Here is a 22,251-nt window from a genome sequence, read left to right on the forward strand (position 1 = left end):
CAAAGCGAAAAAAATTGCATTAACGGCATGTATGCGGAAACTGTTAACCATTATCAATGCGTTAGTAAAACGTAATGAGAAATGGGACGCTACACACCATTTATCCACAGTATCTGTGGGTTAAAAATGTGTTTCCAAAAAAATAGGAAACACAATTGCTACTTTTACAATATTTATCGTGTATTTTAACCTTTGTCAGCAGTCTAAACCGGGGCGCTATCGCCCCGTTTTGTTTGTTCGCTCTAAGATCAAAAATCGACAAGCATAAGCATTTTTATCATCGGCAGTTGCTAGTTCGTCTTCCACAATATTCCAGTCATTTAAATCAAGCGTCGGAAAAAAAGTATCGCCGTCAAGTGCGGTTTGGATTTCAGTTAAATACAATTTGTCTGCCAACGGCAGGCTCTGTTTAAACAGTTCGCCGCCGCCAATAATCATCACCTCGTCAGCCGTTTCACACAAGCCAAGTGCGGTTTGTAGGCTGTTTGCCCATTGCACGCCGTCATACACAAACGGCTGGCGTGACAACACAATGTTAGTGCGGTTCGGCAACGGGCGACCAATCGATTCAAAGGTTTTGCGCCCCATTATCACCGGCTTGTTCAGGGTATTGCGTTTAAACCACGCTAAATCACGCGGTAAATGCCATGGCATTTGATTATCTCTGCCGATTACCCGATTTTGGGTGAAAGCGACGATCAGACTGATTTGCATAATTCGGATCCTATCACTAAATAACAGGGCGCTGGCGGTAGAACAGCAAGCCAGGCAACGCCAAGCCGAAAGCCAATGCGCCAAGAATAAAACCGGATTTGACAAAATTATCAACGGCTTGTTGGAACAGGGCTTCAGAATAGCCGATATGGTGAATTTGCACAACGGCGATCATCGCTTTGTAGGCAAATACGCCGGGAATCATCGGAATAATCGCTGCCACGGTGAACACTTTTGGGTGTGCCAAATAGCGCTGTGACAGATAAACGCCGATAAAACCGATCAGTGCTGCTGCAAAGAATGTGGCAAACACCAACGGCATATCAATGGTGAGTAACAACAATTTACGAAAACCATGCCCTAGTGCCCCGAGCAGTGCACAGTATTTCAGCGCATTTTGTGGCACATTAAACAACAGTGCGAAACCGATCGCCGGAATGGCGGAAAAAAACATATCGTCCAGCAAAATGAGCAGCAGATCCATCTCAGCCTCCCCATTGTTGAATATTCAGTAGGCTCAAGGCAAACACAATGCCAATACAAGCACCAAAGGTCAACACGGTGGCTAGTGCCCAACGTCCAATCCCCATATTGGTGTAGCCTTTCAGAATATCCGACAGTGCATTGATAAACGGGAAGCCCGGCACCAGCAGCAATACGCTCGATGCAATCGCAACTTGCGGATCGTTGCCTAAACCGAAACGTAACGATAAGCCGGAAATGCAAGTTGCCACAAATGCGGTACAGGCAAACACAATGATCGGATTGTAGTGACGCATTGCCAGTTCCTGCCGTACCAACATCGCTGCACAGGCTGCCAAAAAAGTGATCAGGCAGATTAGCGCATCGCCGCCGGCAAGATGGGCAAACGAGGCACAGGACAGCCCAACCATCAGTAACACATAATAACGGTTATATTTTAGCGGTTTAATTGCTTGTAGTTTTCTGCGCACGGTATAACTGTCGTAGATTTTATGTTCGGCGGCAATCACAATATGCTGTACTTCAGTGACCACATGCATATTGATACCGCGATCTTGATTGCGACGAGCTGTAGTAATGCAATGCCCTTGGTGCAAGGTGGTCAGTACTATAGCATTGGCGGTGAGTGCCACCTCTACGCTTTCCACCCCTAGCGCCTTGCCCAGACGCGCAGCGATTTGACCGACCAGAGTGCTTTCGGCACCGTGTTGCAGCAGTAAAAGTGCGGTATGCACACAAAGGCGGGTGATCTCCTGCTGTTCACTATGGTCAGATGTGGTAACGTTTATCGACATGATTTCTCCGAGTAAAACGACAAACAAAAGACATTTTATTAAATGATTTTTCGTCGGATTAATGGTAACGTAATCATCATTTTTTTATTTATTGTAGATCAATAATCATGCAAAAACATTCGCATTCTGACAAGCTGGAGCAAAAAGCTAAGCGAGAGCAAAAAACCATTGTGCTGAAATTCGGTACCAGCGTTTTAACCCAAGGTTCGCCCAAGCTCAATCGACCACACTTACTCAATATCGTGCGCCAGTGCGCACAATTGCAGCAGCTAGGACATCGGGTAGTGATTGTCACCTCTGGTGCCATGGCAGCGGGACGGCACTATTTGAACCATCCGCAATTGCCGCCGACCATTGCCTCGAAACAGCTGCTGGCGGCAGTGGGACAAAGTCAGTTGATTCAAGCGTGGGAGCAACTGTTTGAAATTTACGATATTTATATCGGACAAATGCTGTTGACCCGTGCTGATTTGGAAGATCGCGAACGTTTTCTGAATGCGCGTGACACCCTGAATGCGTTGCTGGATAACCAAATTATTCCGATTATTAATGAAAATGATGCCGTGGCAACAGCGGAAATCAAAGTCGGTGATAACGATAATCTATCGGCATTAGTGGCGATTTTGGCGAATGCGGATCAGCTCTATTTATTAACTGACCAACAAGGCTTATTCGACAGTGATCCGCGCGCTAATCCGGCGGCAAAACTGATTGTGCAAGTAGATAAAATCACCGATCATATCCGTTCAATTGCCGGCGGCAGTGTGTCTGGTTTGGGTACTGGCGGCATGAGCACCAAAATCACCGCTGCGGATATTGCCACCCGCTCCGGCATCGAAACGATTATCGCACCGGGCAGTCAAGACAATGTGATCCTCGATTTAGTGCAAGACAAAGCGATCGGCACCAAATTCAAAGCGCTGCTTTCGCCATTGCAAAGTCGTAAACAGTGGTTGTTTGCCGCCCCGTCAGCCGGCACACTGGTGATTGATCAAGGGGCTGAAAGTGCGGTTTTGGAGAAATATCGTTCTTTGCTGCCTGCCGGCATCGTACAAATCGAAGGACGTTTCTCGCGCGGCGAAGTCGTGCGGATTCGTACGCAGCAAGGTAAAGATATTGCGATCGGGGTGGCTTGTTATAACAGTGACGCACTGGAGCTGATCAAAGGCAAAAAATCGGCAGATATCGCAGTAACGCTCGGATATGAATATGGGGCGGTGGCTATTCACCGTGACGATATGGTGATTCTCTCGGTCTAAAAAACGGTATAGTGGAGTTGGAAAAGAGAGTAGAAGTAGAAAAGGATATAAAAATGACAATCAATTTAGTGGATATGGGGAAAAAAGCCAAGCAGGCGGCGTTTGCATTGGCGCAGTTATCTAGTGCGGAAAAAAACCAAGCGCTGCGGGTGATTGCCGAGCAGTTAGAAACCCGAGAAGCCGAGATTCTGGCGGCGAATGCGATTGATATTGCCAATGCCGAAGCGCAGGGAATCAGTGCCGCAATTATTGACCGATTATTGCTGACGCCAGCCCGTTTAAAAGGTATTGCCGATGATGTGCGTCATGTGATCACGCTTGCCGATCCGGTTGGCAAGGTGATCGACGGCGGTACCTTGGACAGCGGACTCTCGATTCAGAGAGTACGCGTGCCATTGGGGGTGGTGGCAACCATTTATGAAGCCCGCCCGAATGTCACCATTGATGTCGCCTCGCTGTGTTTGAAAACCGGTAATGCCGTGATTTTGCGTGGTGGCAAGGAGACCCGTCATACCAACCAAGTATTGCTGCAAGTGGTGCAACAGGCATTGCAACAAGTCGGTTTGCCGGGCGAAGCCGTGCAGGCGATTATCGATCCTGACCGCACTTTGGTGATGCAGCTGCTGAAAATGGATCGCTATGTGGACATGATTATCCCTCGTGGCGGCGCAGGCTTGCACCAACTGTGCAAAGAGAATTCAACCATTCCGGTGATTGTCGGCGGCATCGGCATTTGCCATCTGTTTGTCGAGCAAAGTGCGGATCGCAACCGCGCCTTAGCGTTGATTGATAATGCGAAAACCCAACGTCCAAGTGCCTGTAATTCATTGGAAACCCTGTTGCTGCAACGCAATATCGCCGCCGAATTTATACCGCACTTGGTGCAACAACTTGCCGACAAAAACGTCCACTATTTTGCCGATGAGCAAGCGTTGCCGTTATTACAGCAAAACGGCGCAGAAGTCAGTGCGGTCAGCGACGACAGCTTGCGTAACGAAGCGTTGTGTAACAATATGAATGTGATGATTGTCGAGGATATTCAACAGGCGATTGCCCATATTCAAGAATACGGCAGCCACCATTCCGACGGCATTCTCACCGAATCGCAAGCCTTAGCACGCCAGTTTGTTAATCAAGTGGATTCGGCAACTGTGTATGTCAACGCCAGCACCCGTTTCACCGACGGCGCGCAATTCGGCTTAGGCGCCGAAGTGGCAGTCAGCACCCAAAAACTGCACGCCCGCGGCCCAATGGGCTTGGAAGCCCTAACCACTTATAAGTGGGTGTGTTATGGGGATTATTTGAGCCGGAGCTAGTAAAAGATAATAAACCACTTCTTAACTTGAAGTGGTTTATTTTATATAGTGCTTGTTATCTTACTCCAGATAAAATACTTGCTCTAGTTCTTGAGTTATAGGGCTATTGTCCGGATTAGATGGCATGATGTCTTTCATAAAGCCCCACCACTTTTGACAAGCCGTTGTTTGTGCTACTTGCTCCCAACGTTCTTCTGACTCAATTTCGACATAACCGAACAATAAATTACGCTTTTTGTCTAAGAATATTGAATAATGGTGTGCGCCGTGTTCCTTAAGCTCTTTGATTAACTCAGGGAAAATTTCATCATGACGTTTTTTATATTCTGCATGGCAATCGGGATTGACATGCATTAAGATACCTTTTCTTATCATTGTGTAATCCTTATGAACTTAGTTTGCCATACCTAAACCAACAATATTGGCGGCTAATACGATGATTAAACAGCCGATACAAAGTACACGCACTGGTTTAGTGCCTGTGTTCTTCCACTCTTTGAGGATTAACCCAACGATACCGCCGCATAGGACATAAAAACTCATATGTAACATCCAGCTCATAAAGCCGTAATCAGCAGGAATATTTGCATGTCCCCAAGCGTAAAAGAAAAATTGGAAGTACCACATAATTCCGCCAAGAGCAGCAAATAATGCATTACTGATTAATAGGTTTTTAGTTACGCTCATATCTTTGCGGAAAGACAGTTCTGGTTTAATGATTAAACGAATAATACAATAACCAAGATTGATAATTGCGCCTCCTCCCATAATCACAACATAGCTTGGTAAAGCAACATAAAGTGGGTCAACCCCCAGTTGAGCAGCAGATTCATGCATTGGTACTGCAGCTGCCATAGCAAATGACATACCTGCGGAGAAAATACCGCACATAATTGCTAAAATTAACCCATTTTTTAAATTGAATTCTTCGGCTGCAATACCACTAACGCGCTCTTTCAGCAATCCAGCATAGGAAACAACAGCAACGCCAACCAAAGCAACCAAAACGCCGATTAATGTCATTTTTCCACCGGTAGAAGCCAATAACTCTCCAAATCGTCCTTGTAAAATTGGAGTCATTAAGGTACCGAAAATTAGGGTGATACCGATAGCAATACCAATTCCCATCGACATGCCAAGATAACGCATCGTTAATCCGTAGCCGATATTGCCAATACCCCACATGGCACCGAATAGGAATACCGGGATTAATATATTGCTGCTAAATGAAGCATAGTAGGCGGAGAAATCAGGTAATAGCCAATAACTGATTCCCCAAGGCAGCAGTATCCAAGAGAATAGACCGGCGACTGCCCACATTGTTTCCCAAGACCAGTTTGTTACTTTTTTTAACGGTGCATAGAAGCAGGCTGCAGAGGTTGCACCAATAAAATGCCAAAATATACCTAAAAAAATTGAACTACCCATGTGGCTTCTCCTTTAAAAGATGAGATTTTTGCACCGCACTTTTATGTGATAATGAATTAAAAAGTGCGGTTGATTTTTTGAAAGATAGAACTACAAGACTCCGTCCATTGGTATTACGTCGAAACGTTCTGCCAATAGTTTGAACTCATCATTGGTAATACCTTGTTTGCGTCCGCCCATAGCCATTACTTTGACTAAAATTTCTGCTGACTTTTCAGCCGTATCAATTAAGCCGAATGCTTCATCTAAAGTTGCACCAGCGCCAAATACACCGTGGAATGCCCAGAGGACAAGTGAGTGAGATTTCATTTTTTCAGCAGTGGCATAACCGATTTCATCTTTCCCCGGTACAAGCCAAGGCAATATGCCTATTCCCTCGGGAAATACCACTAAACATTCAGTGCTCATTTGCCATAGTTCGTGAGTAAAGACTTTGCTATCTAATGGCAAAACATAAGTCAGTGCGATCAAATTTGTGGCATGGCAGTGCATAACAACGCGATCTTTACCGTCTGTTTTTTGCACTCTTACGATATGGGATTGTAAATGGGCGGCTAATTCGGAGGTTGCGACGCCTCCGTTGATTAATCCCCATTGAATGTAATAACCTTTACCCTGTTCATCTACCTGAACAACGGCAAGGTTATCGGCTGGATCTAAAATGATATTGCGGAAAAATTTACCCGAGCCGGTTACGATAAAATACTGTCCAGCCAATGCGGAGACATCTTGTGTTAATGCAATATGATGAGGTTTAGTATTAAATTCAGACAGGTAAGGTTCTACATCACTATCGAGTAAGCGTAAACTGACGTTACCACCGTTACGCTCATCCCAACCTTTTAGCCACATATCGTGAGTTGCCTTGATCATGCCTTGTACAAACCATGATGAAATAATATTTTGCATAGTTTTTTTCCTTTATTAACGTTGGTTCAATACGTTATTTTCATAGTGACGAATATCCGCCAGCCAACGGCTACCGACCGGTACGTTATGGCGTTCACAGTAAATATTCCAAACTGCCTGCCAAGGAAGTGACTTTTCTTCTTCCAGTAGTGCTAAACGAGTGGTGAAATCACGTTTTTCTTCAGCTTGACGAAGTGCGGTAATCGGCTCTAATAATGCTTTTAATAACGCTTTTTTCATATTTCTAGTACCGATAACCCAAGCGGCAATCCGATTAATCGAAGCATCAAAGAAGTCCAATCCGATGTGAACACGATTAAATAGTTTGTTGCGAATAATTTCATTGGCGATAGCTTGAGTTTCATCATCGAGTAGTACAACATGATCGCTATCCCAACGGACAGGGCGGCTAACATGCAGTAATAGGTGTTCTACAAACGGCATAACGGCAGAAATTTTATCGGAAATGGTTTCCGTCGGATGATAATGTCCCGCATCTAAGCAAAGTGCGGTTTTACGGGAAGTTGCATAAGCGACATAAAATTCATTCGAACCGACGGTGTAGGACTCTAACCCAATACCAAACAGCTTGCTTTCAACGGCATCTAAATGATACTTAGGATCAATTTTTTCCTTGATAATTTCATCTAAAGATTCGACTAAACGCTGACGTGGCGCGGCTTTATCAATGACAAGATCCTTGCTGCCATCAGGGATCCAAATATTCATTACGGAAGCCGTACCTAATTCTTTTCCAAAATATTCGGATATTTTTCGACTTGCTTTGCCATGTTCAATCCAAAAATTACGAATATCTTTATTTGGGTGAGATAGTGTTGCTTCAGCACTTAACGGGTGTGAGAAATAAGTTGGATTGAAATCTAATCCCATTTGGTTTTGTTTTGCCCATTCCACCCAGTTTTTAAAATGTTCAGGCTTGACTTCATTCCGTTCAATTTTAGATTCGGCTTCCAAATAAGAAGCATGTAAATTTAAACGTTTTGCTCCCGGGATTAAGCTGATAGCTAAATCAAGATCGGCTCTTAGCTCACTCGGTGTTTTTGCTTTGCCCGGATAATTACCCGTCGCTTGAATCCCACCGGTTAAATCCCCGCCGAGCTGTTCAAAACCGCCAACATCGTCCCCTTGCCAGCAATGAATGGAAACCGGAAGTTGATCTAATAATGTCATTGCCGCTTCGGTATCAATGTCAAAGTCAGCAAATTGTTGTTTTGCAAGTTCATAGGCTTGTTGAATACTCATAATAACGTCCTCTTTTAATTAATTTAGTTGGGAAAATTCTTGCCATTTGCGTTTTACGAAATCGGAATTCGCAAAGTGCGGTTGAAATTTAAAATGTTTTAATGGGAAGTTTTTGGTTACAATATTGCGGAATTCTTTTACGGTATGAATTTGATCCAATGCCATTAATTGGCAGCCAATATTGCCTAGCACAGAGGCTTCAATCGGGCCAGCAATAACATCTATACCGCAAATATCAGCACATAATTGGTTAAGAAATGTATTTTGACTTCCTCCGCCGACGATATGTAAATGCGATATAGGATGATGTTGCAACTTGGCAAGTTCTTCGGCTACTTGGCGATATAGCATGGCTAAGCTGTCAAAAATACAGCGCGCTAATTGAGCTGTTGTGGTAGGGGTTGGTTGATTATGTAGTTGGCAATATTGTTGGATGGCTTCAACCATTGAATTTGGGTTTAAGAAAACGGCATTATTTGGATTAATTAAACTGCGAAATGCTTGTTCCTGACTTGCTTGTTGCACTAATGCAGGAATATCGGTAATTTGGCGTTCCGTACATAAACGTTGGAACAACCATAATCCCATAATATTTTTTAAAATACGGTAGTGGCCATCGATTCCGCCTTCATTTGTAATATTTGCATGCATTGCATGGCTGTCATTACAAACTTGTTTACGATCAAGTCCCATTAATGACCAAGTGCCGGAACAAAGGTAGGCACTATATTCATCAGATAATGGGCTGGCGATGACCGCACTTGCGGTATCATGGCTGGCAACGGACATAACTGATATGATTTGATCATTTTGCTGCCAATTACCAACTTTATGACCGGGGTGGCGAATTTGCCCGAACCAACTTACCGGAATATTTAAATAATCTAAAAGTTCGGTGTCCCAATTATCGGTATTGACATTTACTAGTTGTGTTGTGGTGGCATTGGTGTATTCACGATTAAGCACGCCGGTTAAACGGTAGTTCAAATAATCAGGTACCATGATAAAATCAGTGACATCCTCTAACCAATTTGGTTTATCGTTCATCATGGCTTTGAGTTGATAAAGCGTATTGAAGGTAAGGAATTGAATGCCTGTTTTTTGATAAATCTTTTCTTTACTCAAATTTTGTTGCACTTGCGGCATAATGCCCTCGGTTCTAGCATCTCTATAGGCGTAGCTATCACCTAGAATTTCGCCATGTTTATTGAGTAATACGTAATCAACCCCCCAAGTGTCGATACCGATACTATGCAGTACAATATCTTTCCCAATAATTTTATTTAAACCAGTGATAATTTCATGTTCCAAATAAGATAAATCCCAACAATCATGCCCATTCCGATGATTAAGTTGATTTTTGAAACGATGAATTTCTTGCAAGCTAATTTGTTGGTTTTCTACTTGATAAGTAGCCAGCATAACGCGTCCGCTAGAGGCGCCTAAATCAATGGCGGCAATATTTAAATTCACCATACATTACTCCTTTATTTAATTAAGTTTAGTCTAGCGAAAGATAGATGTATGAACATTAGCTTGGCTGCCGGTGTTAGAAAAACTTGGCAAAATATTCAAAGTGTATGTGCGAGAGATCACGAATTTGAAAAGTAGTCTTGGATAAGTTTGAAATCAGCTGGTGCATTGATTAGATATTGTCATAATTTATTGCAAGTGATTTTTTGAAATTTGAGTTTTTAAGGGGGAATAATGATAATGAAGTTATATGCAAAAGAATTTTTTCATCAAAGTTCTCAGTCGCTTAGTATTGAGCCTAGAGCGCCACAAGATAATTTTCCTGAGCATACACATCATGATTTTGACGAGATTGTCCTAGTGACAAATGGTAAGGGACGACATATCTTTAATGGTTACCCGCAAGAGTTGTATGCGGGGATGGTTTTATATGTAGAAGCGAAAGATCACCATTTATATGAAAATGTGAGCGGGTTGCATTTAACTAATATCTTGTTTCGTTCGTTAGATAATTTTCATTTTATTCATAATATTAACTCATTATTAAAGACGATTAAACCTGAAAAGTCTAATTATCAAGTGATTAATAAAAAACAATTGGCAAATCTATTGCCTTTGATTGATGTATTATCAGATTCATCAAAATATAATATTATCGAGCAAGAAAGTTATTTTTTCCAATTATTGTCTTTATTACAACGCAATCAATTTAGTGATCATGGAATTGGTACCGTAATGGAGAAAGGCACACAGCTACTGCATTATCTAGCTCACAATTTTAATGAACCGGTAAACTGGGAACAACTTGCTGAACAATTTTCCTTGTCACTTCGTAGTTTGCATCGGTATATTAAAGATCAAACGGGTGAAACCCCACAAAATTATCTAAATAGATTGCGCTTATCTTATGCCTATTATCAAATTCGCTACACTGATCAGGCGATCACTGATATTGCATATGACAGTGGTTTTAATGACAGCGGTTATTTTTCTACTTGTTTTAAGCAAGAGTTTAAATTGTGTCCGAGAGAATTAAGAGCTGTTAAGTATTAATTATATTGCCAAAAAGCATATACTGAAGTGCTTTTATACCTTATGACATTATTATAGTCTAACCTCAAACACCCCTTTATTCGGGTTAAGTTTAAATCCCTGTTCTTGCCAAAATTCCCGTTGTTGTGGTGTGCTTTCCACCACCAATAGATTACTTTGGGTAAAGCTGACAAAGTCGCGGCTCTTTTGTAGCAGTGCTTGCATAATATGTTGCCGTTGGGCGTTGTCAGCAGCGAAAATATCGGTCAGTTGCCAATAGCGTTGCAGGCGTAATGAGGAGAGGCGGGGGTAGAGTTGCACAAAGCCGACGGCTTGTTGTTGATCATCAATGGCAATAAACAGAATACTTTCGCTGAAGCGGATACGGTTTGCCAAGAAACTCAGCGCCCGCTCTGCATTTTCGCTCATTCCCTGTTCGCAGCGATATTGTTCAAACAAGGGTAAAATCAGTTCAAGATTCCATAATTCGGCTTTAAATATCCGCATAATTGCCTCTAAATTAACCATTTCTGTAGCGAATTGTAGCGTTTTTATAAGCAAGAATCATCTGTTGTTAAATAAAAAACAACAAAAAAGTAAAAAGTCCGAAATTTTTTCGCTTATAAAAAGCAATTCAAAGCCAATTTTGCTATAGTGGAAACACTTTTTATTTATTAACCTTAAGTTTGCAAGGAGCAAAAAATGGCACGTCGTCCTTTAGTGATGGGTAACTGGAAATTAAACGGTAGCAAAGCAATGACCCGCGAATTGATCGCCGGTTTGAAAACGGAATTGGCTGAGGTCAAAGGCTGTGATGTGGCAATCGCACCACCGTTGATGTATCTGGCGGAAGCGGAAGCCGCTCTGCAAGGCAGCAACATCGTGTTGGGTGCACAAAATGTGGATACCAATGTTTCCGGCGCATTCACGGGTGATATTTCCACCGAGATGTTAAAAGATTTTGGCGCAAAATATATTATTATCGGTCACTCTGAGCGCCGCACTTACCACAAAGAAAGTGATGAATTCATTGCCAAAAAATTTGCGGCACTGAAAGCGGCGGGCTTGATTCCGGTATTGTGCATCGGCGAAACCGAAGCCGAAAACGAAGCGGGTCAAACCGAAGCCGTCTGTGCCCGTCAAATTGATGCGGTGCTGAACAGCTTAGGCGCAGAAGCCTTCAACGGTGCAGTAATTGCTTACGAACCGGTCTGGGCGATCGGCACCGGCAAATCCGCCACTCCGGCGCAAGCGCAAGCGGTACATAAATTTATCCGTGATCATATCGCCAAACAAGACAAAGCGGTGGCTGAACAAGTGATTCTGCAATACGGCGGCTCAGTGAATGATGCCAATGCCGCAGAATTGTTTACCCAACCGGATATCGACGGCGCGTTGGTTGGCGGTGCTTCTTTGAAAGCGCCAGCGTTTGCGGTGATCGTGAAAGCGGCAGAAAAAGCCAAAAGTTAATTTAGGCGGTTTGACCGCACTTTAAGCCAAAAACAAAACCGAATCGCTGCGGGCAGGATTCGGTTTTTTGTTTGCGGTGTATTTTTAGCGTAGAAACAGTTAGCGTAAAAACATGGCACAGCACTGTTTAAATTTTTTACCTGAGCCGCATAAGCAAGGCTGTTTCATGCTTGTATAATGTTCTAAGGTCGGATCCAGAAAGTACCAACGCCCGTCAATTTTAACAAAGGTTGAAAGTTCGTGGTGGGCTTGTTTGCCCGCTGCAGTATGATAAAACGCCTTAAATTCGACTTGCGCATGAATTTTGCCGATTTTTGGCAGGTGTTGCATAATTTCAAGCCCTGTCCATTGGGTTTGCTGCGCCCATTGCAGCATGGCGGTTGGATCCAAGTGCGGTTGCTGTGAGGGAACCGTGGTGGCAACCAGATAGTCAATATTTTGCAATGTATAAGCGGCGTAACGTGAACGCATCAGTTGTTCTGCATTTTGTGCCACGCTTTTTTGTTGATGTAAGGGGGCGCAGCAATCTTGATAAGATTGACCTGATTGGCAAGGACAGGGTAAATCAATAGAAAATATTGACATAAAAGTGATAAATACAAGATTTGATGAAATCGGGAATAGAAAAAGAAAAAATGGCGCATCCGAGAGGATTCGAACCTCTGACCGCTCGGTTCGTAGCCGAGTACTCTATCCAGCTGAGCTACGGATGCGTCGTTTCGTTTTTGATTAACCTGTCATATTGTCTTGTTACATTTTAACCAGAGTAAGGATTAAAATGGCGCATCCGAGAGGATTCGAACCTCTGACCGCTCGGTTCGTAGCCGAGTACTCTATCCAGCTGAGCTACGGATGCACAGAGCAAATGGCGGTGAGAGAGGGATTCGAACCCTCGATACAGTTTCCCATATACACCCTTAGCAGGGGTGCGCCTTCAGCCTCTCGGCCATCTCACCGCAATTGGTTTGAGCGCACATAATACGGTTTTCGAAAAATATGTCAATGGCTTTTTTTACCAGAACCGCACTTTTGCCTTGGTTTTGTAGTTGTTTGCTTGATTTGCAAGCAATTCTCGCTGAAAGTGCGGTCGGTGTTAACGCTTGCGTTGCAGCATGGCTTTCAAATTAGCAACATGGTTGGTGGTTTTTTGTTCTATTTGTTGTGTGGTCACTGGCGGTTTATCTCGCTCCCACAGTAAATCACTTTGTGGCAACTCCAACAGAAAACGGCTAGGTTCAGGACGGATCAGCTCGCCGTATTGGCGCCGCTCTTTGCATAAGGAAAATGTCAGCTCCTGTTGCGCACGGGTGATGCCGACATAGGCTAGACGTCGCTCTTCTTCCACGTTGTCTTCATCGATACTGGTTTGGTGCGGCAAAATACCTTCTTCCATGCCGACCAGATAAACATACGGAAATTCCAGCCCTTTGGAGGCGTGCAAGGTCATTAACTGTACCTGATCGCTTGCGTCGTCCTCTTCGCCACGTTCCAGCATATCTCGCAGTGTTAAGCGTGTTACCACCTGATTCAAGGTCATGGCTTCGTTATATTCATCGCCGCGCAGCATACCGGCAACCCACTCGAACAGGGTCGCCACGTTTTTGCTTTGCATTTCTGCCTGTGCTGGGCTGGCGGCATGTTCAAACAGGTATTCTTGATATTGCAAGGCGGACAACATCCCACGTACCGCACTTTCCGGTTCGTTGCGTAGCGCTTGATCATTCAGCTCGACAATCCAGCGGGCGAAATTTTGCAATGCTTGATAGGCGCGTGGGGTGAGGCGTTGGATCAGCTCAAATTCAAACACAGCTGCAAACAGGCTGATATGCTTTTCTTGCGCCAGTTGTCCCAGCTTTTCTAGGGTTGCCGTGCCAATCTCCCTTTTGGGGGTATTCACAATGCGCAGAAATGCGGCGTCGTCATCTTGGTTCACGACCAAACGTAGATACGCCATCATGTCCTTGATTTCGGCACGCGAAAAAAATGAGGTGCCACCGGAAATTTTGTACGGAATGCGATTTTGCATCAGCATTTTTTCCAACAGTCGAGCTTGGTGATTACCACGATACAGAATGGCATAATCTTTATAATGCGTTTTACGCAGAAAACGGTGCGCCACCAGTTCGGCAACAATCCGCTCGGCTTCGTTTTCTTCGTTTTTGGCTTCTAAAATATGTAACTTTTCGCCTTCGCCCAAAGTAGAAAACAGTTTTTTATCAAACACATGATCGTTGTTATCAATCAAAATATTGGCGGCGTGCAAAATGCGTTGGGTCGAGCGGTAATTCTGTTCCAACTTAACCACTTCCAGTTGCGGGAAGTCGTCACGCAGGCGGATCATATTTTGCGGCCGTGCACCACGCCATGAGTAGATCGATTGATCGTCGTCGCCCACCACGGTAAACCGCGCTTGTTCGCCGACCAACAGTTTGATTAGCTCATATTGGCTGGTGTTGGTGTCTTGGTATTCGTCGACCAACAGATAGCGGATTTTTTCCTGCCAGCGTGACCGCACTTCGGGATATTGCTGAAACAGCAGGGTCGGCAGCATAATCAAATCGTCAAAATCCAGCGCATTGTAAGCACGGATTTGGTTGTGATATTGCTCGTAGCACAACGCAAACAGCAGCTGTTTTTGTCCGTCGGCAATGCCTTTGGCACGTTCGGGCAGAATCAGATCGTTTTTCCAGTTAGAAATCGTATTTAACAACTGGTTTAGCAGATCTTTATCGCCTTTGAGATACGGTTCGGTCAGCTCTTTCAACAGCGCCAGTTGATCGTGCTGATCGAACAGGGTGATGTTGGCTTTATAGCCCAAAGTGCGGTATTCGCGTTTGATAATATCAAAACCTAGCGTATGAAAAGTGGAAACTGTCAGCCCTTTGCTGGCTTGTTTGCCAATCGAATGCGCCACCCGCTCTTTCATTTCACGGGCGGCTTTGTTGGTGAAGGTCACCGCCGCAATCTGCTTCGGCAGATAACCGCACTTTTCAATCAAATAGGCGATTTTATTGATAATTACCCGAGTTTTGCCCGAACCGGCGCCGGCTAATACCAGACAAGGCCCGTTGACATACTCGACGGCGTTTTGTTGTTGTGGGTTCAGTTTCATCGTTTGTTAAGTTTAATTGTCCTGTGCCAACGCATAAGGCAAAAGTGCGGTATCCAAAATAAACGACAGCGGAATATCCAAAATCGGTAAGCCCCAACTTTGCGCCATCTGGTAATCATATTTCACCCCAGCATAGGCGCTGTACGGCTGAGTTGGATTGATTAAGGTCACAATCGTGCCACAGCCGCTGAGAGCGAGGCAAGTTAGCAATAAAATCAGTTTATACATGGCACTGGTGTCGTGTTAAAGATAGAGGCTGGCATTATAAAGGGAATACCTCCGCCTCAGCAAAGGAAATGTGTTTTTTAGCGTATTGATAAATGTGCGGATTTATTGGTTTTTGCTAACATCGTCAGTAAGCTGTCAATGGTAAATTTTCCGATTTTGCGATTGACCATATCGGAAATACGAGGGCGGGTAACACCGAGAATATTGGCGGCATCAGCTTGTTTTAATTGATTTTCCTGAATCCAATTGTCCATTGCTTCAACCAATGTAAGTTTCATTTCTATCACGGCTTGACTGTGCGCCTTTAAACTTGCGGCTTCATTATCGGGGAATCCAAGGTCGAGAAAGATATTGCCGTTGGCGGGGGTAATATGTGTAATCTTATCGCTCATTCTCTATCTCCAGCAGGGCTTGATAACGTTTTTTGATAATATTGAGATCTTGTAGACTTGTTTTTTGAGTCTTTTTAGGGAACGTATACAACACATAAATCCGCTTTGCAAACCGAGCAACATAAACTAGGCGGAATGCACCATTATGATCACGCTGTCTAATTTCGATAATCCCGTGTCCAAGGTTGTTCATGGGTTTTGGGTCTGTTGATATTTGTTTATATTTTGAGTTGTCGTTTAAAATGAGTACAATCTAGGCGTAAGCCGAAATCAATAGTGGGACTATTGATGAGGATTACAACGACGAGTGTGCTCATTTTAAACACAATCCGCAGGACTATGACTATTTTTCGCCACTACTGCGTTAAAAGTCGTTCGTTTAGAATCACTAAACTTCACAACTTTTGCCTTGTATTGGCGAAAAATAGTCTATAGCTCAAATTATAAACAAATATCAACAGACCCTATAATCACGAGGATTTAATCCTTGTTGAACAAGATCCAAATCATGGCCTAATGCTGCTTTTATTGTGTCAGGGAATTGCCTTAATGTTGCTAATGTCGTGCCTAACCAAGCGATTTCTTTGCGTTCATTCCTATTCTTGTACAAAATTTTATACCATCTCAGATTGATTATGCAAGTGAGTAGATAAAATTTATGTGGTTAAAAGAATTATACGGGGGAAAAATCACGATGGGGATTCCAAAAATAGATTTTAGATCTTACATAATCCCTTAAGTATTACTTAATCTTTGTCTGCTTTAATACTGATAAATAAAGCAAAGGAGGCGATGATGAAAAAGATGAAACAGTGGTTACAAAGCAGCAAGCAAAAACTGGCAGGGGTTTGGCAGCAACAGCGGGAAAAATTGCAGCAGAGCTGTTTGTCGCAGAAATTCAGCGCAGTTGCCGCATTAATATTGCTGTCGCTGTTTTTATTGATGTTTGGCTTGCTTTCACTGTTGCTGTTTGGGACATTCAGCTTGATTGCGGCGCTGCAACTGCTGTTCGCTAAAAAACCGGTACTGGCGGCAGAGCAGGTGATTATTGAAACTACAGCGGTGCGCCGCGATGCTAAATTATAGCGCTGTACCTGCGCAGTAATAATAAATAGTATCAAATTTTTCGGTAAACTTGTTCAAACGGCAGGCGAAAGCGTTCTCCCCAAATGCCACGCCCTGTTTCACGAATGCCGCAGGTGACGACCATGTTGATTTCAGCTTCGCGTGGCAGTTGCAGAATCCGTTTCACTACCCGACTGTCTAAGCCTTCGAGCGGGCAGGTATCGTAGCCCTGTTCCGTCATAGCCAGCATAAAGGTTTGCGCAGCAAGGGCACAGCTTTTGTGGGTGACGATACGTAAATCAGCTTCAGATACGTTAGTGGCAATTGGGCGGAATAAGCCGATGCTATGGGCGATCAGTTTGCGCACAATTCCCAATAAACCGAAGCCACGGGCATACAAAAACGGCATTAATTTGCCGTAATAACCTTCCAGTTTTTTCAGACGGTCGTGGTGTTTATCTGCCGGGGTATTGCGCTGAAGATCATCGCTGGCGGCGCTCAAGACTTGCTTGGCATGTTGACGATGCAAATCCTGACGGGTAACAAACACCACCATTTGTTGTGCAGTGGTGGCAGTATTTTGACTAAGGCAAGCTGCGGCAAGTTGTGCAAGTGCGGTTTTGTCGCTGATGTGATAAAACTCATACAGTTGCATATTCGAGCTGCTCGGTGCCAGTTGTGCCAATTGCAGGCATTGGCGTACTTTGTCACTGTCAAGTGGGGTGTCGCTGTAGTGGCGCACCGCACGACGGTGGTGTAGTATTTCGCTTAAAGTCATCAGGTGTCCTTTGGTTTAGTTTGTTGCTGGTCATCGGTTTATTTTACACCGATTATGGGGGCAACCGGCTAGCTGAAAATAGGGGCTGTTGATAAAAAAGAAAAGGCTTGGGATTTCCAAGCCTTTTTTATCTTTGCTAATCTTGCAATTAGTTCAAACGCTCTTTGATACGTGCTGACTTACCACTACGCTCACGCAAGTAGTACAGTTTAGCTTTGCGCACCGCACCTTTGCGTTTCACGCTGATGCTGTCGATTTGTGGTGAATGCGTTTGGAACGTACGCTCAACACCAACACCGTTTGATAATTTACGCAAGGTGAAAGCAGAATGCAGACCGCGGTTACGAATTGCGATAACCACGCCTTCGAACGCCTGCAGACGTTTTTTACTACCTTCAACAACCCATACTTTCACTTCCAAAGTGTCACCAGGACGGAAGCTTGGTACGTCTTGTTTCAATTGTTCTTGTTCCAGTTGTTTAATAATGTTACTCATAATAAATACCTTTTATTCCTAGATGTAACTGAATCTTTACTGTTGCTGTTGAATTTTATCCAACAGCCCTCTTTGTTCGTCAGTCAGAGCTAGGCTTTCCAAGAGCTCAGGTCGGCGTGTCCAAGTGCGGTGCAACGACTGCATTAAGCGCCATTTGCGTATTTCCGCATGGTTGCCCGACATTAATACCGGCGGCACGGCGGCACCGTCCAACACTTCCGGGCGGGTATAGTGCGGGCAATCTAACAAACCGTCAGCGAAAGAATCCTCTTCGGCTGAAGCCTGTTTACCCAATACCCCGGGAACAAAACGAGCAACGGCGTCGATTAACGTCATTGCCGGCAGTTCCCCGCCGGTCAGGACATAGTCCCCGACCGACCACTCTTCATCGATTTCCGCTTCAATCAAGCGTTCGTCGATGCCTTCGTAGCGTCCGCAAACCAAAATGATTTTTTGATGTTGCGATAATTGTTGTACGCCACGCTGATCGAGTTTGCGTCCCTGTGGAGAAAGGTAAATCACCTTCACCCCTTCTCCTGCTGCCTGCTTGGCGGCGTGAATAGCATCACGCAGTGGTTGCACCATCATCAGCATGCCCGGTCCGCCACCATAAGGACGGTCGTCGACGGTGTTATGCTTGTCGTGGGTGAAATCTCGCGGATTCCAACACCGCACTTGCAGCAGGTTGTGTTTTACGGCTCTGCCTGTTACCCCGAATTCGGTGATTGCTTTAAACATTTCCGGGAAAAGACTAATAATCCCAATCCACATATTATTACCTATGCTAAAAATGTTACCGCCAAAGCGCCTACTTATTTCCTGAGGTTAGAAACCAGCGTCCCAATCCACTTCAATAGTCTTTGTGGCGAGATCGACTCTTTTAACTACTGTCTCTTCAAGATACGGAATCAACCGCTCTTGTTGTCCGAAAGCGTCATTCAAATTGGCTTTCACCACTAACACATCGTTCGAACCGGTTTCCATCATGTCGCTGACGCTGCCCAATTGATAGCCTTGCAGATTCACTACTTGGCAACCGATTAAATCGTGCCAGTAATAGCCTTCTTCAAGCGGTGGGAAGTTTTCCGCATTCACCCCAATTTCAATATTGGTTAGGGTTTGTGCAATGTCGCGATCATCGATGTTTTTCAGTTTCACGATCAAATCGTTACTGTGGTAGCGCCAGCTTTCCAGCTCGGTGGCTTGCCATTTTCCCTTGATATTCAAATACCAAGGTTGATAATCGAAGATACTTTCAGCTTGTTCTGTCGATGAATAGATTCGCAACCAACCACGGATCCCGTAAGTTGAACCCAACTTGCCGACGATACTGATGTTTTGTGCTGTCATATTCACCTACTTATGTGTTTTGCTTATAGCAGATTACGCTGCTTTTTTCGCTTCTTTAACCAGCGCAGAAACGCGGTCAGATAAAGATGCACCTTTTTCGATCCAAGCGTTGACACGCTCTAAATCTAAACGTAAACGTTCTGCTTTACCAGAAGCGATTGGGTTGAAAAAACCAACGCGCTCGATGAAACGACCGTCACGAGGGCAGCGGCTGTCCGCTACAACGATTTGATAAAATGGGCGTTTTTTTGCACCGCCACGAGATAAACGAATGGTTACCATAGCGTCCTCTAAAATGATAGTAAAAATAAAACCCTCGTTCGAGGTGAGGGTGTCATGTACTTTTTACCGCAATGAAGCGATAAAAAGCCGTCAGATTTTACTCTTTTCTGCTGGAATTGCAAGTTTTAGTGCGGGCTTTAGCAAATCAATCTTGCCATAGCATTTGTGAAGGCATGGAAATTACGTTTATAATGAGAACTGTTATTAATAAATAGGAAGCACAATGCCGTTGATCAAATTTATCTATATTTTATTGGGCTTTATTGCGCTTGGTTTAGGAATTATCGGGATTCCGCTGCCGGTGCTGCCGACCACGCCTTTTCTATTGCTGGCGTTGTACTTCTTTGCTAAAAGCTCTGAGCGGTTGCACAGTTGGTTTTTGCAGACCGCACTTTATCATAAATACCTGAAAACCTTTGACGAGCAGCGGGCATTGACGTTGAAAAGTAAGATTTATATTTTGCTGTTATCCACCGGCATGATTGCAATCAGCTATTATTTTTTACCCTCGATTTATGGGCGGATTTCATTGCTGGTGCTGCTGTTGATCGAATACTGGTTTTTCTTTTTTTGGATCAAAACGATTCGTTAATTTTATCGGATAAATCAATGGATTTTATATTATTTTTTGAGCATACTTAGGGGCGAGTTTTTTTATCTTTCATCTTGTTTAACTCTCTATTCAAAATAAAAAGGAACTAGTATGAAGTCTTTATTAAAATTAAGCACTTGCGCAGGTGTTATCCTAAGCACTTTGGCATTTTCCGGTTTGGCACAGGCGGAGTATGAGAAAGACCGCACTTACCAATTGACTGTGCTGCACACCAATGATTTGCATGGTCGTTTTTGGACCAATCAAAACGGGGAATATGGCTTGGCGGCACAAAAAACCTTGATTGACCGCATTCGTAAAGAAGTTACCGACAAAGGTGGAGATGTGATTCTGCTCAATGCCGGTGACTACAACACCGGTATTCCGGAGTCTGATTTGCAAAATGCCAAGCCGGATATCGAAGCGATGAATATCATCGGCTATGAAGCGTTGGTGTTGGGCAACCATGAATTTGATAATCCGTTGCAATTGTTGGATATGCAGGAGAGTTGGGCAAAATTCCCGTTCTTGTCCGCTAACGTGTTTAACAAAAAAGATGGCAGTTTGTTGGTGAAGCCTTATACCATCTTAGATAAACAGGGGCTGAAAGTGGCGGTGGTCGGTTTGACTACGGAAGACACTGCTAAATTAGGCAACCCGGAATTTATTTCGAATGTAGAGTTTATCCGCCCGGCAGAAGCCGCTAAAGATGTACTTGCCAGCCTTAACAGCAATGAAAAACCGGACATTAAAATCGGCTTGACCCATATGGGCTATTACCATGACGCCCAATACGGTTCGAATGCACCGGGCGATGTGTCGATGGCACGGGAATTGGAAAAAGGTGCGTTTGACATGATCCTCGGCGGTCACAGTCATGATACGGTTTGTATTAATGATGACGGCAGTTTCAACCTTAAATACAAACCGGGCGATGCCTGTAAACCAGCCTTTGAAAACGGTACTTGGATCATGCAGGCCGGTGAGTGGGGTAAATATGTCGGACGCGCTGACTTTGAATTTAAAAACGGTGATCTGAAATTGGTTGGCTACCAACTGATTCCGGTTAATCTAAAAGATAAAGTTAAAAATGCCGAAGGTAAAACGGAATATGTGTTGTTCCAAGAAGAGATTGCGGCTGATCCAGAGTTGCTGGCACATTTGAAAACCTATCAAGACAAAGGTGATGAATTGCTTGGGGTTGAAGTAGGCAGTGTCAACGAGAAACTAGAAGGGGATCGCAACGTTATCCGTTTCCAACAAACCAATTTGGGGCGGCTGATTGCTCGCTCACAAAAAGAGCGTGCCAAAGCCGATATCGGGATCATGAATTCCGGTGGTATTCGTGCTTCTATCGAGCCGGGCAAAGTGACCTATAAAGATATTTTAACCGTGCAGCCGTTCGGGAATATCATCAGCTATGTTGAGCTAAACGGACAGGAATTACTCGATTATTTAGATGTGGTGGCATTGAAAGAAATTGATTCCGGCGCTTATGCCCAATTTGCCGGCATTAGCATGACGGTCGATCGCGCTGCGAAAAAAGTGTCGGATGTCAAAATTAATGGTGAAGCGCTGGATTTGAAAAAAACCTATCGCGTCTCTTTGCCAAGCTTTAGTGCGGCAGGTGGGGACGGTTATCCGGTGGTGATCAATAATCCAACCTATGTTAATACCGGCTTTGTCGATGCGGAGAGCCTGAAACTCTATTTTGAAGAGAACTCACCAATCGATGCTAGCCAATTTAAAAACGATAATGAGATTATTTATAAATAATCCGAGTAAGCAACAATAGATCTTCAAACAAAAATCCGA

General features: G+C 44.0%; 26 protein-coding genes, 3 tRNA genes and 1 pseudogene. 8 read left to right on the forward strand and 22 right to left on the reverse strand.

The window, feature by feature from the left end; all coding sequences use genetic code 11:
* A pseudogene (locus EDC16_RS09940) lies at positions 1-124 on the forward strand (IS110 family transposase); the annotation flags it as partial.
* A gap of 92 nt (positions 125-216) precedes the next feature.
* Here EDC16_RS09940 and folA read toward each other — a convergent pair.
* From folA to EDC16_RS09955, 3 genes are read right to left on the reverse strand one after another with little or no spacing between them, the layout of a single operon-like run.
* Positions 217-714: a type 3 dihydrofolate reductase gene (folA, locus tag EDC16_RS09945; RefSeq protein ID WP_132967707.1), complete on the reverse strand. Its 498-nt coding sequence runs from the start codon at positions 712-714 to the stop codon at positions 217-219.
* Positions 715-730: 16 nt separating this feature from the next.
* Positions 731-1,198, reverse strand: a complete 468-nt coding sequence (locus EDC16_RS09950; protein ID WP_132967708.1) for a threonine/serine exporter family protein — start codon at positions 1,196-1,198, stop codon at positions 731-733.
* 1 nt (position 1,199) lies between these two features.
* Positions 1,200-1,991: a threonine/serine exporter family protein gene (locus EDC16_RS09955; protein WP_132967709.1), complete on the reverse strand. Its 792-nt coding sequence runs from the start codon at positions 1,989-1,991 to the stop codon at positions 1,200-1,202.
* A gap of 107 nt (positions 1,992-2,098) precedes the next feature.
* Between EDC16_RS09955 and proB the strand changes: the two genes are divergently transcribed.
* Both proB and proA read left to right on the forward strand, forming a co-directional pair.
* A complete protein-coding gene (proB, locus tag EDC16_RS09960) occupies positions 2,099-3,250 on the forward strand; it encodes a glutamate 5-kinase (RefSeq protein WP_132967710.1) in 1,152 nt (383 codons plus the stop codon).
* Positions 3,251-3,303: 53 nt separating this feature from the next.
* Positions 3,304-4,566, forward strand: a complete 1,263-nt coding sequence (gene proA, locus EDC16_RS09965) for a glutamate-5-semialdehyde dehydrogenase (protein WP_132967711.1) — start codon at positions 3,304-3,306, stop codon at positions 4,564-4,566.
* A gap of 60 nt (positions 4,567-4,626) precedes the next feature.
* On the opposite strand, the gene rhaM is transcribed toward proA, so the two are convergent.
* From rhaM to rhaB, 5 genes are all read right to left on the reverse strand, one after another.
* Positions 4,627-4,941: an L-rhamnose mutarotase gene (rhaM, locus tag EDC16_RS09970; RefSeq protein ID WP_132967712.1), complete on the reverse strand. Its 315-nt coding sequence runs from the start codon at positions 4,939-4,941 to the stop codon at positions 4,627-4,629.
* An 18-nt stretch (positions 4,942-4,959) separates the two neighbouring features.
* A complete protein-coding gene (gene rhaT / locus EDC16_RS09975; RefSeq protein WP_132967713.1) occupies positions 4,960-5,994 on the reverse strand; it encodes an L-rhamnose/proton symporter RhaT in 1,035 nt (344 codons plus the stop codon).
* Between the two features lie 90 nt (positions 5,995-6,084).
* Positions 6,085-6,903, reverse strand: a complete 819-nt coding sequence (gene rhaD, locus EDC16_RS09980; RefSeq protein WP_132967714.1) for a rhamnulose-1-phosphate aldolase — start codon at positions 6,901-6,903, stop codon at positions 6,085-6,087.
* A gap of 15 nt (positions 6,904-6,918) precedes the next feature.
* Complete coding sequence (locus tag EDC16_RS09985; RefSeq protein ID WP_132967715.1) at positions 6,919-8,166, reverse strand: L-rhamnose isomerase; 1,248 nt, start codon at positions 8,164-8,166, stop codon at positions 6,919-6,921.
* A gap of 18 nt (positions 8,167-8,184) precedes the next feature.
* The gene (gene rhaB / locus EDC16_RS09990; RefSeq protein ID WP_132967716.1) at positions 8,185-9,642 is read right to left on the reverse strand and encodes a rhamnulokinase; all 1,458 of its coding nucleotides are present in this window, start codon (positions 9,640-9,642) and stop codon (positions 8,185-8,187) included.
* Between the two features lie 237 nt (positions 9,643-9,879).
* Here rhaB and rhaS point away from each other — a divergent pair, with 237 nt between their 5' ends.
* A complete protein-coding gene (rhaS, locus tag EDC16_RS09995; RefSeq protein WP_157330506.1) occupies positions 9,880-10,692 on the forward strand; it encodes an HTH-type transcriptional activator RhaS in 813 nt (270 codons plus the stop codon).
* A gap of 51 nt (positions 10,693-10,743) precedes the next feature.
* Here the strand turns inward: rhaS and EDC16_RS10000 are convergent, their stop codons facing one another.
* Entirely contained in the window at positions 10,744-11,178 is a 435-nt protein-coding gene (locus EDC16_RS10000; RefSeq protein ID WP_132967718.1) for a GNAT family N-acetyltransferase, read from the reverse strand.
* A 195-nt stretch (positions 11,179-11,373) separates the two neighbouring features.
* Between EDC16_RS10000 and tpiA the strand changes: the two genes are divergently transcribed.
* Positions 11,374-12,141, forward strand: a complete 768-nt coding sequence (tpiA, locus tag EDC16_RS10005) for a triose-phosphate isomerase (protein ID WP_132967719.1) — start codon at positions 11,374-11,376, stop codon at positions 12,139-12,141.
* 99 nt (positions 12,142-12,240) lie between these two features.
* Here the strand turns inward: tpiA and EDC16_RS10010 are convergent, their stop codons facing one another.
* The 8 genes from EDC16_RS10010 to EDC16_RS10045 form a co-directional block, all read right to left on the reverse strand.
* A complete protein-coding gene (locus EDC16_RS10010) occupies positions 12,241-12,726 on the reverse strand; it encodes a YchJ family protein (RefSeq protein ID WP_132967720.1) in 486 nt (161 codons plus the stop codon).
* Between the two features lie 51 nt (positions 12,727-12,777).
* Positions 12,778-12,854: transfer RNA gene (locus tag EDC16_RS10015), tRNA-Arg, on the reverse strand.
* Positions 12,855-12,920: 66 nt separating this feature from the next.
* Positions 12,921-12,997, reverse strand: a tRNA-Arg gene (locus tag EDC16_RS10020).
* Between the two features lie 10 nt (positions 12,998-13,007).
* Positions 13,008-13,097 (reverse strand) — tRNA-Ser (locus tag EDC16_RS10025).
* Positions 13,098-13,234: 137 nt separating this feature from the next.
* Positions 13,235-15,253, reverse strand: coding sequence for a DNA helicase Rep (gene rep / locus EDC16_RS10030; RefSeq protein WP_132967721.1), 2,019 nt, complete (start codon positions 15,251-15,253; stop codon positions 13,235-13,237).
* A 12-nt stretch (positions 15,254-15,265) separates the two neighbouring features.
* Entirely contained in the window at positions 15,266-15,481 is a 216-nt protein-coding gene (locus EDC16_RS10035) for a YceK/YidQ family lipoprotein (protein WP_132967722.1), read from the reverse strand.
* 77 nt (positions 15,482-15,558) lie between these two features.
* Entirely contained in the window at positions 15,559-15,873 is a 315-nt protein-coding gene (locus EDC16_RS10040) for a helix-turn-helix domain-containing protein (protein ID WP_132967723.1), read from the reverse strand.
* Positions 15,863-16,066: a type II toxin-antitoxin system RelE/ParE family toxin gene (locus EDC16_RS10045; protein ID WP_132967724.1), complete on the reverse strand. Its 204-nt coding sequence runs from the start codon at positions 16,064-16,066 to the stop codon at positions 15,863-15,865. Before EDC16_RS10045 ends, EDC16_RS10040 begins: the two co-directional genes overlap by 11 nt.
* Before the next feature lie 599 nt (positions 16,067-16,665).
* Here EDC16_RS10045 and EDC16_RS10050 point away from each other — a divergent pair.
* Positions 16,666-16,959 carry a hypothetical protein gene (locus EDC16_RS10050; RefSeq protein ID WP_132967725.1) on the forward strand — a complete coding sequence of 98 codons (294 nt, stop codon included), beginning with the start codon at positions 16,666-16,668 and terminating at the stop codon, positions 16,957-16,959.
* A 31-nt stretch (positions 16,960-16,990) separates the two neighbouring features.
* Here EDC16_RS10050 and EDC16_RS10055 read toward each other — a convergent pair whose 3' ends face one another.
* The 5 genes from EDC16_RS10055 to rpsP form a co-directional block, all read right to left on the reverse strand.
* Entirely contained in the window at positions 16,991-17,716 is a 726-nt protein-coding gene (locus tag EDC16_RS10055) for a nitroreductase family protein (protein ID WP_132967726.1), read from the reverse strand.
* Between the two features lie 148 nt (positions 17,717-17,864).
* Positions 17,865-18,212 carry a 50S ribosomal protein L19 gene (gene rplS, locus EDC16_RS10060; protein ID WP_132967727.1) on the reverse strand — a complete coding sequence of 116 codons (348 nt, stop codon included), beginning with the start codon at positions 18,210-18,212 and terminating at the stop codon, positions 17,865-17,867.
* A gap of 36 nt (positions 18,213-18,248) precedes the next feature.
* Entirely contained in the window at positions 18,249-18,983 is a 735-nt protein-coding gene (gene trmD / locus EDC16_RS10065) for a tRNA (guanosine(37)-N1)-methyltransferase TrmD (RefSeq protein WP_132967728.1), read from the reverse strand.
* Between the two features lie 54 nt (positions 18,984-19,037).
* Positions 19,038-19,562 carry a ribosome maturation factor RimM gene (gene rimM / locus EDC16_RS10070; RefSeq protein WP_132967729.1) on the reverse strand — a complete coding sequence of 175 codons (525 nt, stop codon included), beginning with the start codon at positions 19,560-19,562 and terminating at the stop codon, positions 19,038-19,040.
* 33 nt (positions 19,563-19,595) lie between these two features.
* Positions 19,596-19,844, reverse strand: coding sequence for a 30S ribosomal protein S16 (rpsP, locus tag EDC16_RS10075; protein WP_132967730.1), 249 nt, complete (start codon positions 19,842-19,844; stop codon positions 19,596-19,598).
* Between the two features lie 232 nt (positions 19,845-20,076).
* Between rpsP and EDC16_RS10080 the strand changes: the two genes are divergently transcribed.
* Both EDC16_RS10080 and ushA read left to right on the forward strand, forming a co-directional pair.
* Positions 20,077-20,436, forward strand: coding sequence for a YbaN family protein (locus EDC16_RS10080; RefSeq protein ID WP_132967814.1), 360 nt, complete (start codon positions 20,077-20,079; stop codon positions 20,434-20,436).
* Positions 20,437-20,547: 111 nt separating this feature from the next.
* Positions 20,548-22,212, forward strand: coding sequence for a bifunctional UDP-sugar hydrolase/5'-nucleotidase UshA (ushA, locus tag EDC16_RS10085; RefSeq protein ID WP_132967731.1), 1,665 nt, complete (start codon positions 20,548-20,550; stop codon positions 22,210-22,212).
* Positions 22,213-22,251: the final 39 nt, after the last annotated feature.

Origin of the sequence: Testudinibacter aquarius, from assembly GCF_004342725.1 — a bacterium.
Taxonomy (GTDB): domain Bacteria; phylum Pseudomonadota; class Gammaproteobacteria; order Enterobacterales; family Pasteurellaceae; genus Chelonobacter; species Chelonobacter aquarius.

Coding starts and splice junctions, on each gene's coding strand:
- folA (WP_132967707.1), bottom strand. CDS start 714: ATGCAAATCAGTCTGATCGTCGCTTTCACCCAAAATCGGGTAATCGGC.
- EDC16_RS09950 (WP_132967708.1), bottom strand. CDS start 1,198: ATGGATCTGCTGCTCATTTTGCTGGACGATATGTTTTTTTCCGCCATT.
- EDC16_RS09955 (WP_132967709.1), bottom strand. CDS start 1,991: ATGTCGATAAACGTTACCACATCTGACCATAGTGAACAGCAGGAGATC.
- proB (WP_132967710.1), top strand. CDS start 2,099: ATGCAAAAACATTCGCATTCTGACAAGCTGGAGCAAAAAGCTAAGCGA.
- proA (WP_132967711.1), top strand. CDS start 3,304: ATGACAATCAATTTAGTGGATATGGGGAAAAAAGCCAAGCAGGCGGCG.
- rhaM (WP_132967712.1), bottom strand. CDS start 4,941: ATGATAAGAAAAGGTATCTTAATGCATGTCAATCCCGATTGCCATGCA.
- rhaT (WP_132967713.1), bottom strand. CDS start 5,994: ATGGGTAGTTCAATTTTTTTAGGTATATTTTGGCATTTTATTGGTGCA.
- rhaD (WP_132967714.1), bottom strand. CDS start 6,903: ATGCAAAATATTATTTCATCATGGTTTGTACAAGGCATGATCAAGGCA.
- EDC16_RS09985 (WP_132967715.1), bottom strand. CDS start 8,166: ATGAGTATTCAACAAGCCTATGAACTTGCAAAACAACAATTTGCTGAC.
- rhaB (WP_132967716.1), bottom strand. CDS start 9,642: ATGGTGAATTTAAATATTGCCGCCATTGATTTAGGCGCCTCTAGCGGA.
- rhaS (WP_157330506.1), top strand. CDS start 9,880: ATGAAGTTATATGCAAAAGAATTTTTTCATCAAAGTTCTCAGTCGCTT.
- EDC16_RS10000 (WP_132967718.1), bottom strand. CDS start 11,178: ATGCGGATATTTAAAGCCGAATTATGGAATCTTGAACTGATTTTACCC.
- tpiA (WP_132967719.1), top strand. CDS start 11,374: ATGGCACGTCGTCCTTTAGTGATGGGTAACTGGAAATTAAACGGTAGC.
- EDC16_RS10010 (WP_132967720.1), bottom strand. CDS start 12,726: ATGTCAATATTTTCTATTGATTTACCCTGTCCTTGCCAATCAGGTCAA.
- rep (WP_132967721.1), bottom strand. CDS start 15,253: ATGAAACTGAACCCACAACAACAAAACGCCGTCGAGTATGTCAACGGG.
- EDC16_RS10035 (WP_132967722.1), bottom strand. CDS start 15,481: ATGTATAAACTGATTTTATTGCTAACTTGCCTCGCTCTCAGCGGCTGT.
- EDC16_RS10040 (WP_132967723.1), bottom strand. CDS start 15,873: ATGAGCGATAAGATTACACATATTACCCCCGCCAACGGCAATATCTTT.
- EDC16_RS10045 (WP_132967724.1), bottom strand. CDS start 16,066: ATGAACAACCTTGGACACGGGATTATCGAAATTAGACAGCGTGATCAT.
- EDC16_RS10050 (WP_132967725.1), top strand. CDS start 16,666: ATGATGAAAAAGATGAAACAGTGGTTACAAAGCAGCAAGCAAAAACTG.
- EDC16_RS10055 (WP_132967726.1), bottom strand. CDS start 17,716: ATGACTTTAAGCGAAATACTACACCACCGTCGTGCGGTGCGCCACTAC.
- rplS (WP_132967727.1), bottom strand. CDS start 18,212: ATGAGTAACATTATTAAACAACTGGAACAAGAACAATTGAAACAAGAC.
- trmD (WP_132967728.1), bottom strand. CDS start 18,983: ATGTGGATTGGGATTATTAGTCTTTTCCCGGAAATGTTTAAAGCAATC.
- rimM (WP_132967729.1), bottom strand. CDS start 19,562: ATGACAGCACAAAACATCAGTATCGTCGGCAAGTTGGGTTCAACTTAC.
- rpsP (WP_132967730.1), bottom strand. CDS start 19,844: ATGGTAACCATTCGTTTATCTCGTGGCGGTGCAAAAAAACGCCCATTT.
- ushA (WP_132967731.1), top strand. CDS start 20,548: ATGAAGTCTTTATTAAAATTAAGCACTTGCGCAGGTGTTATCCTAAGC.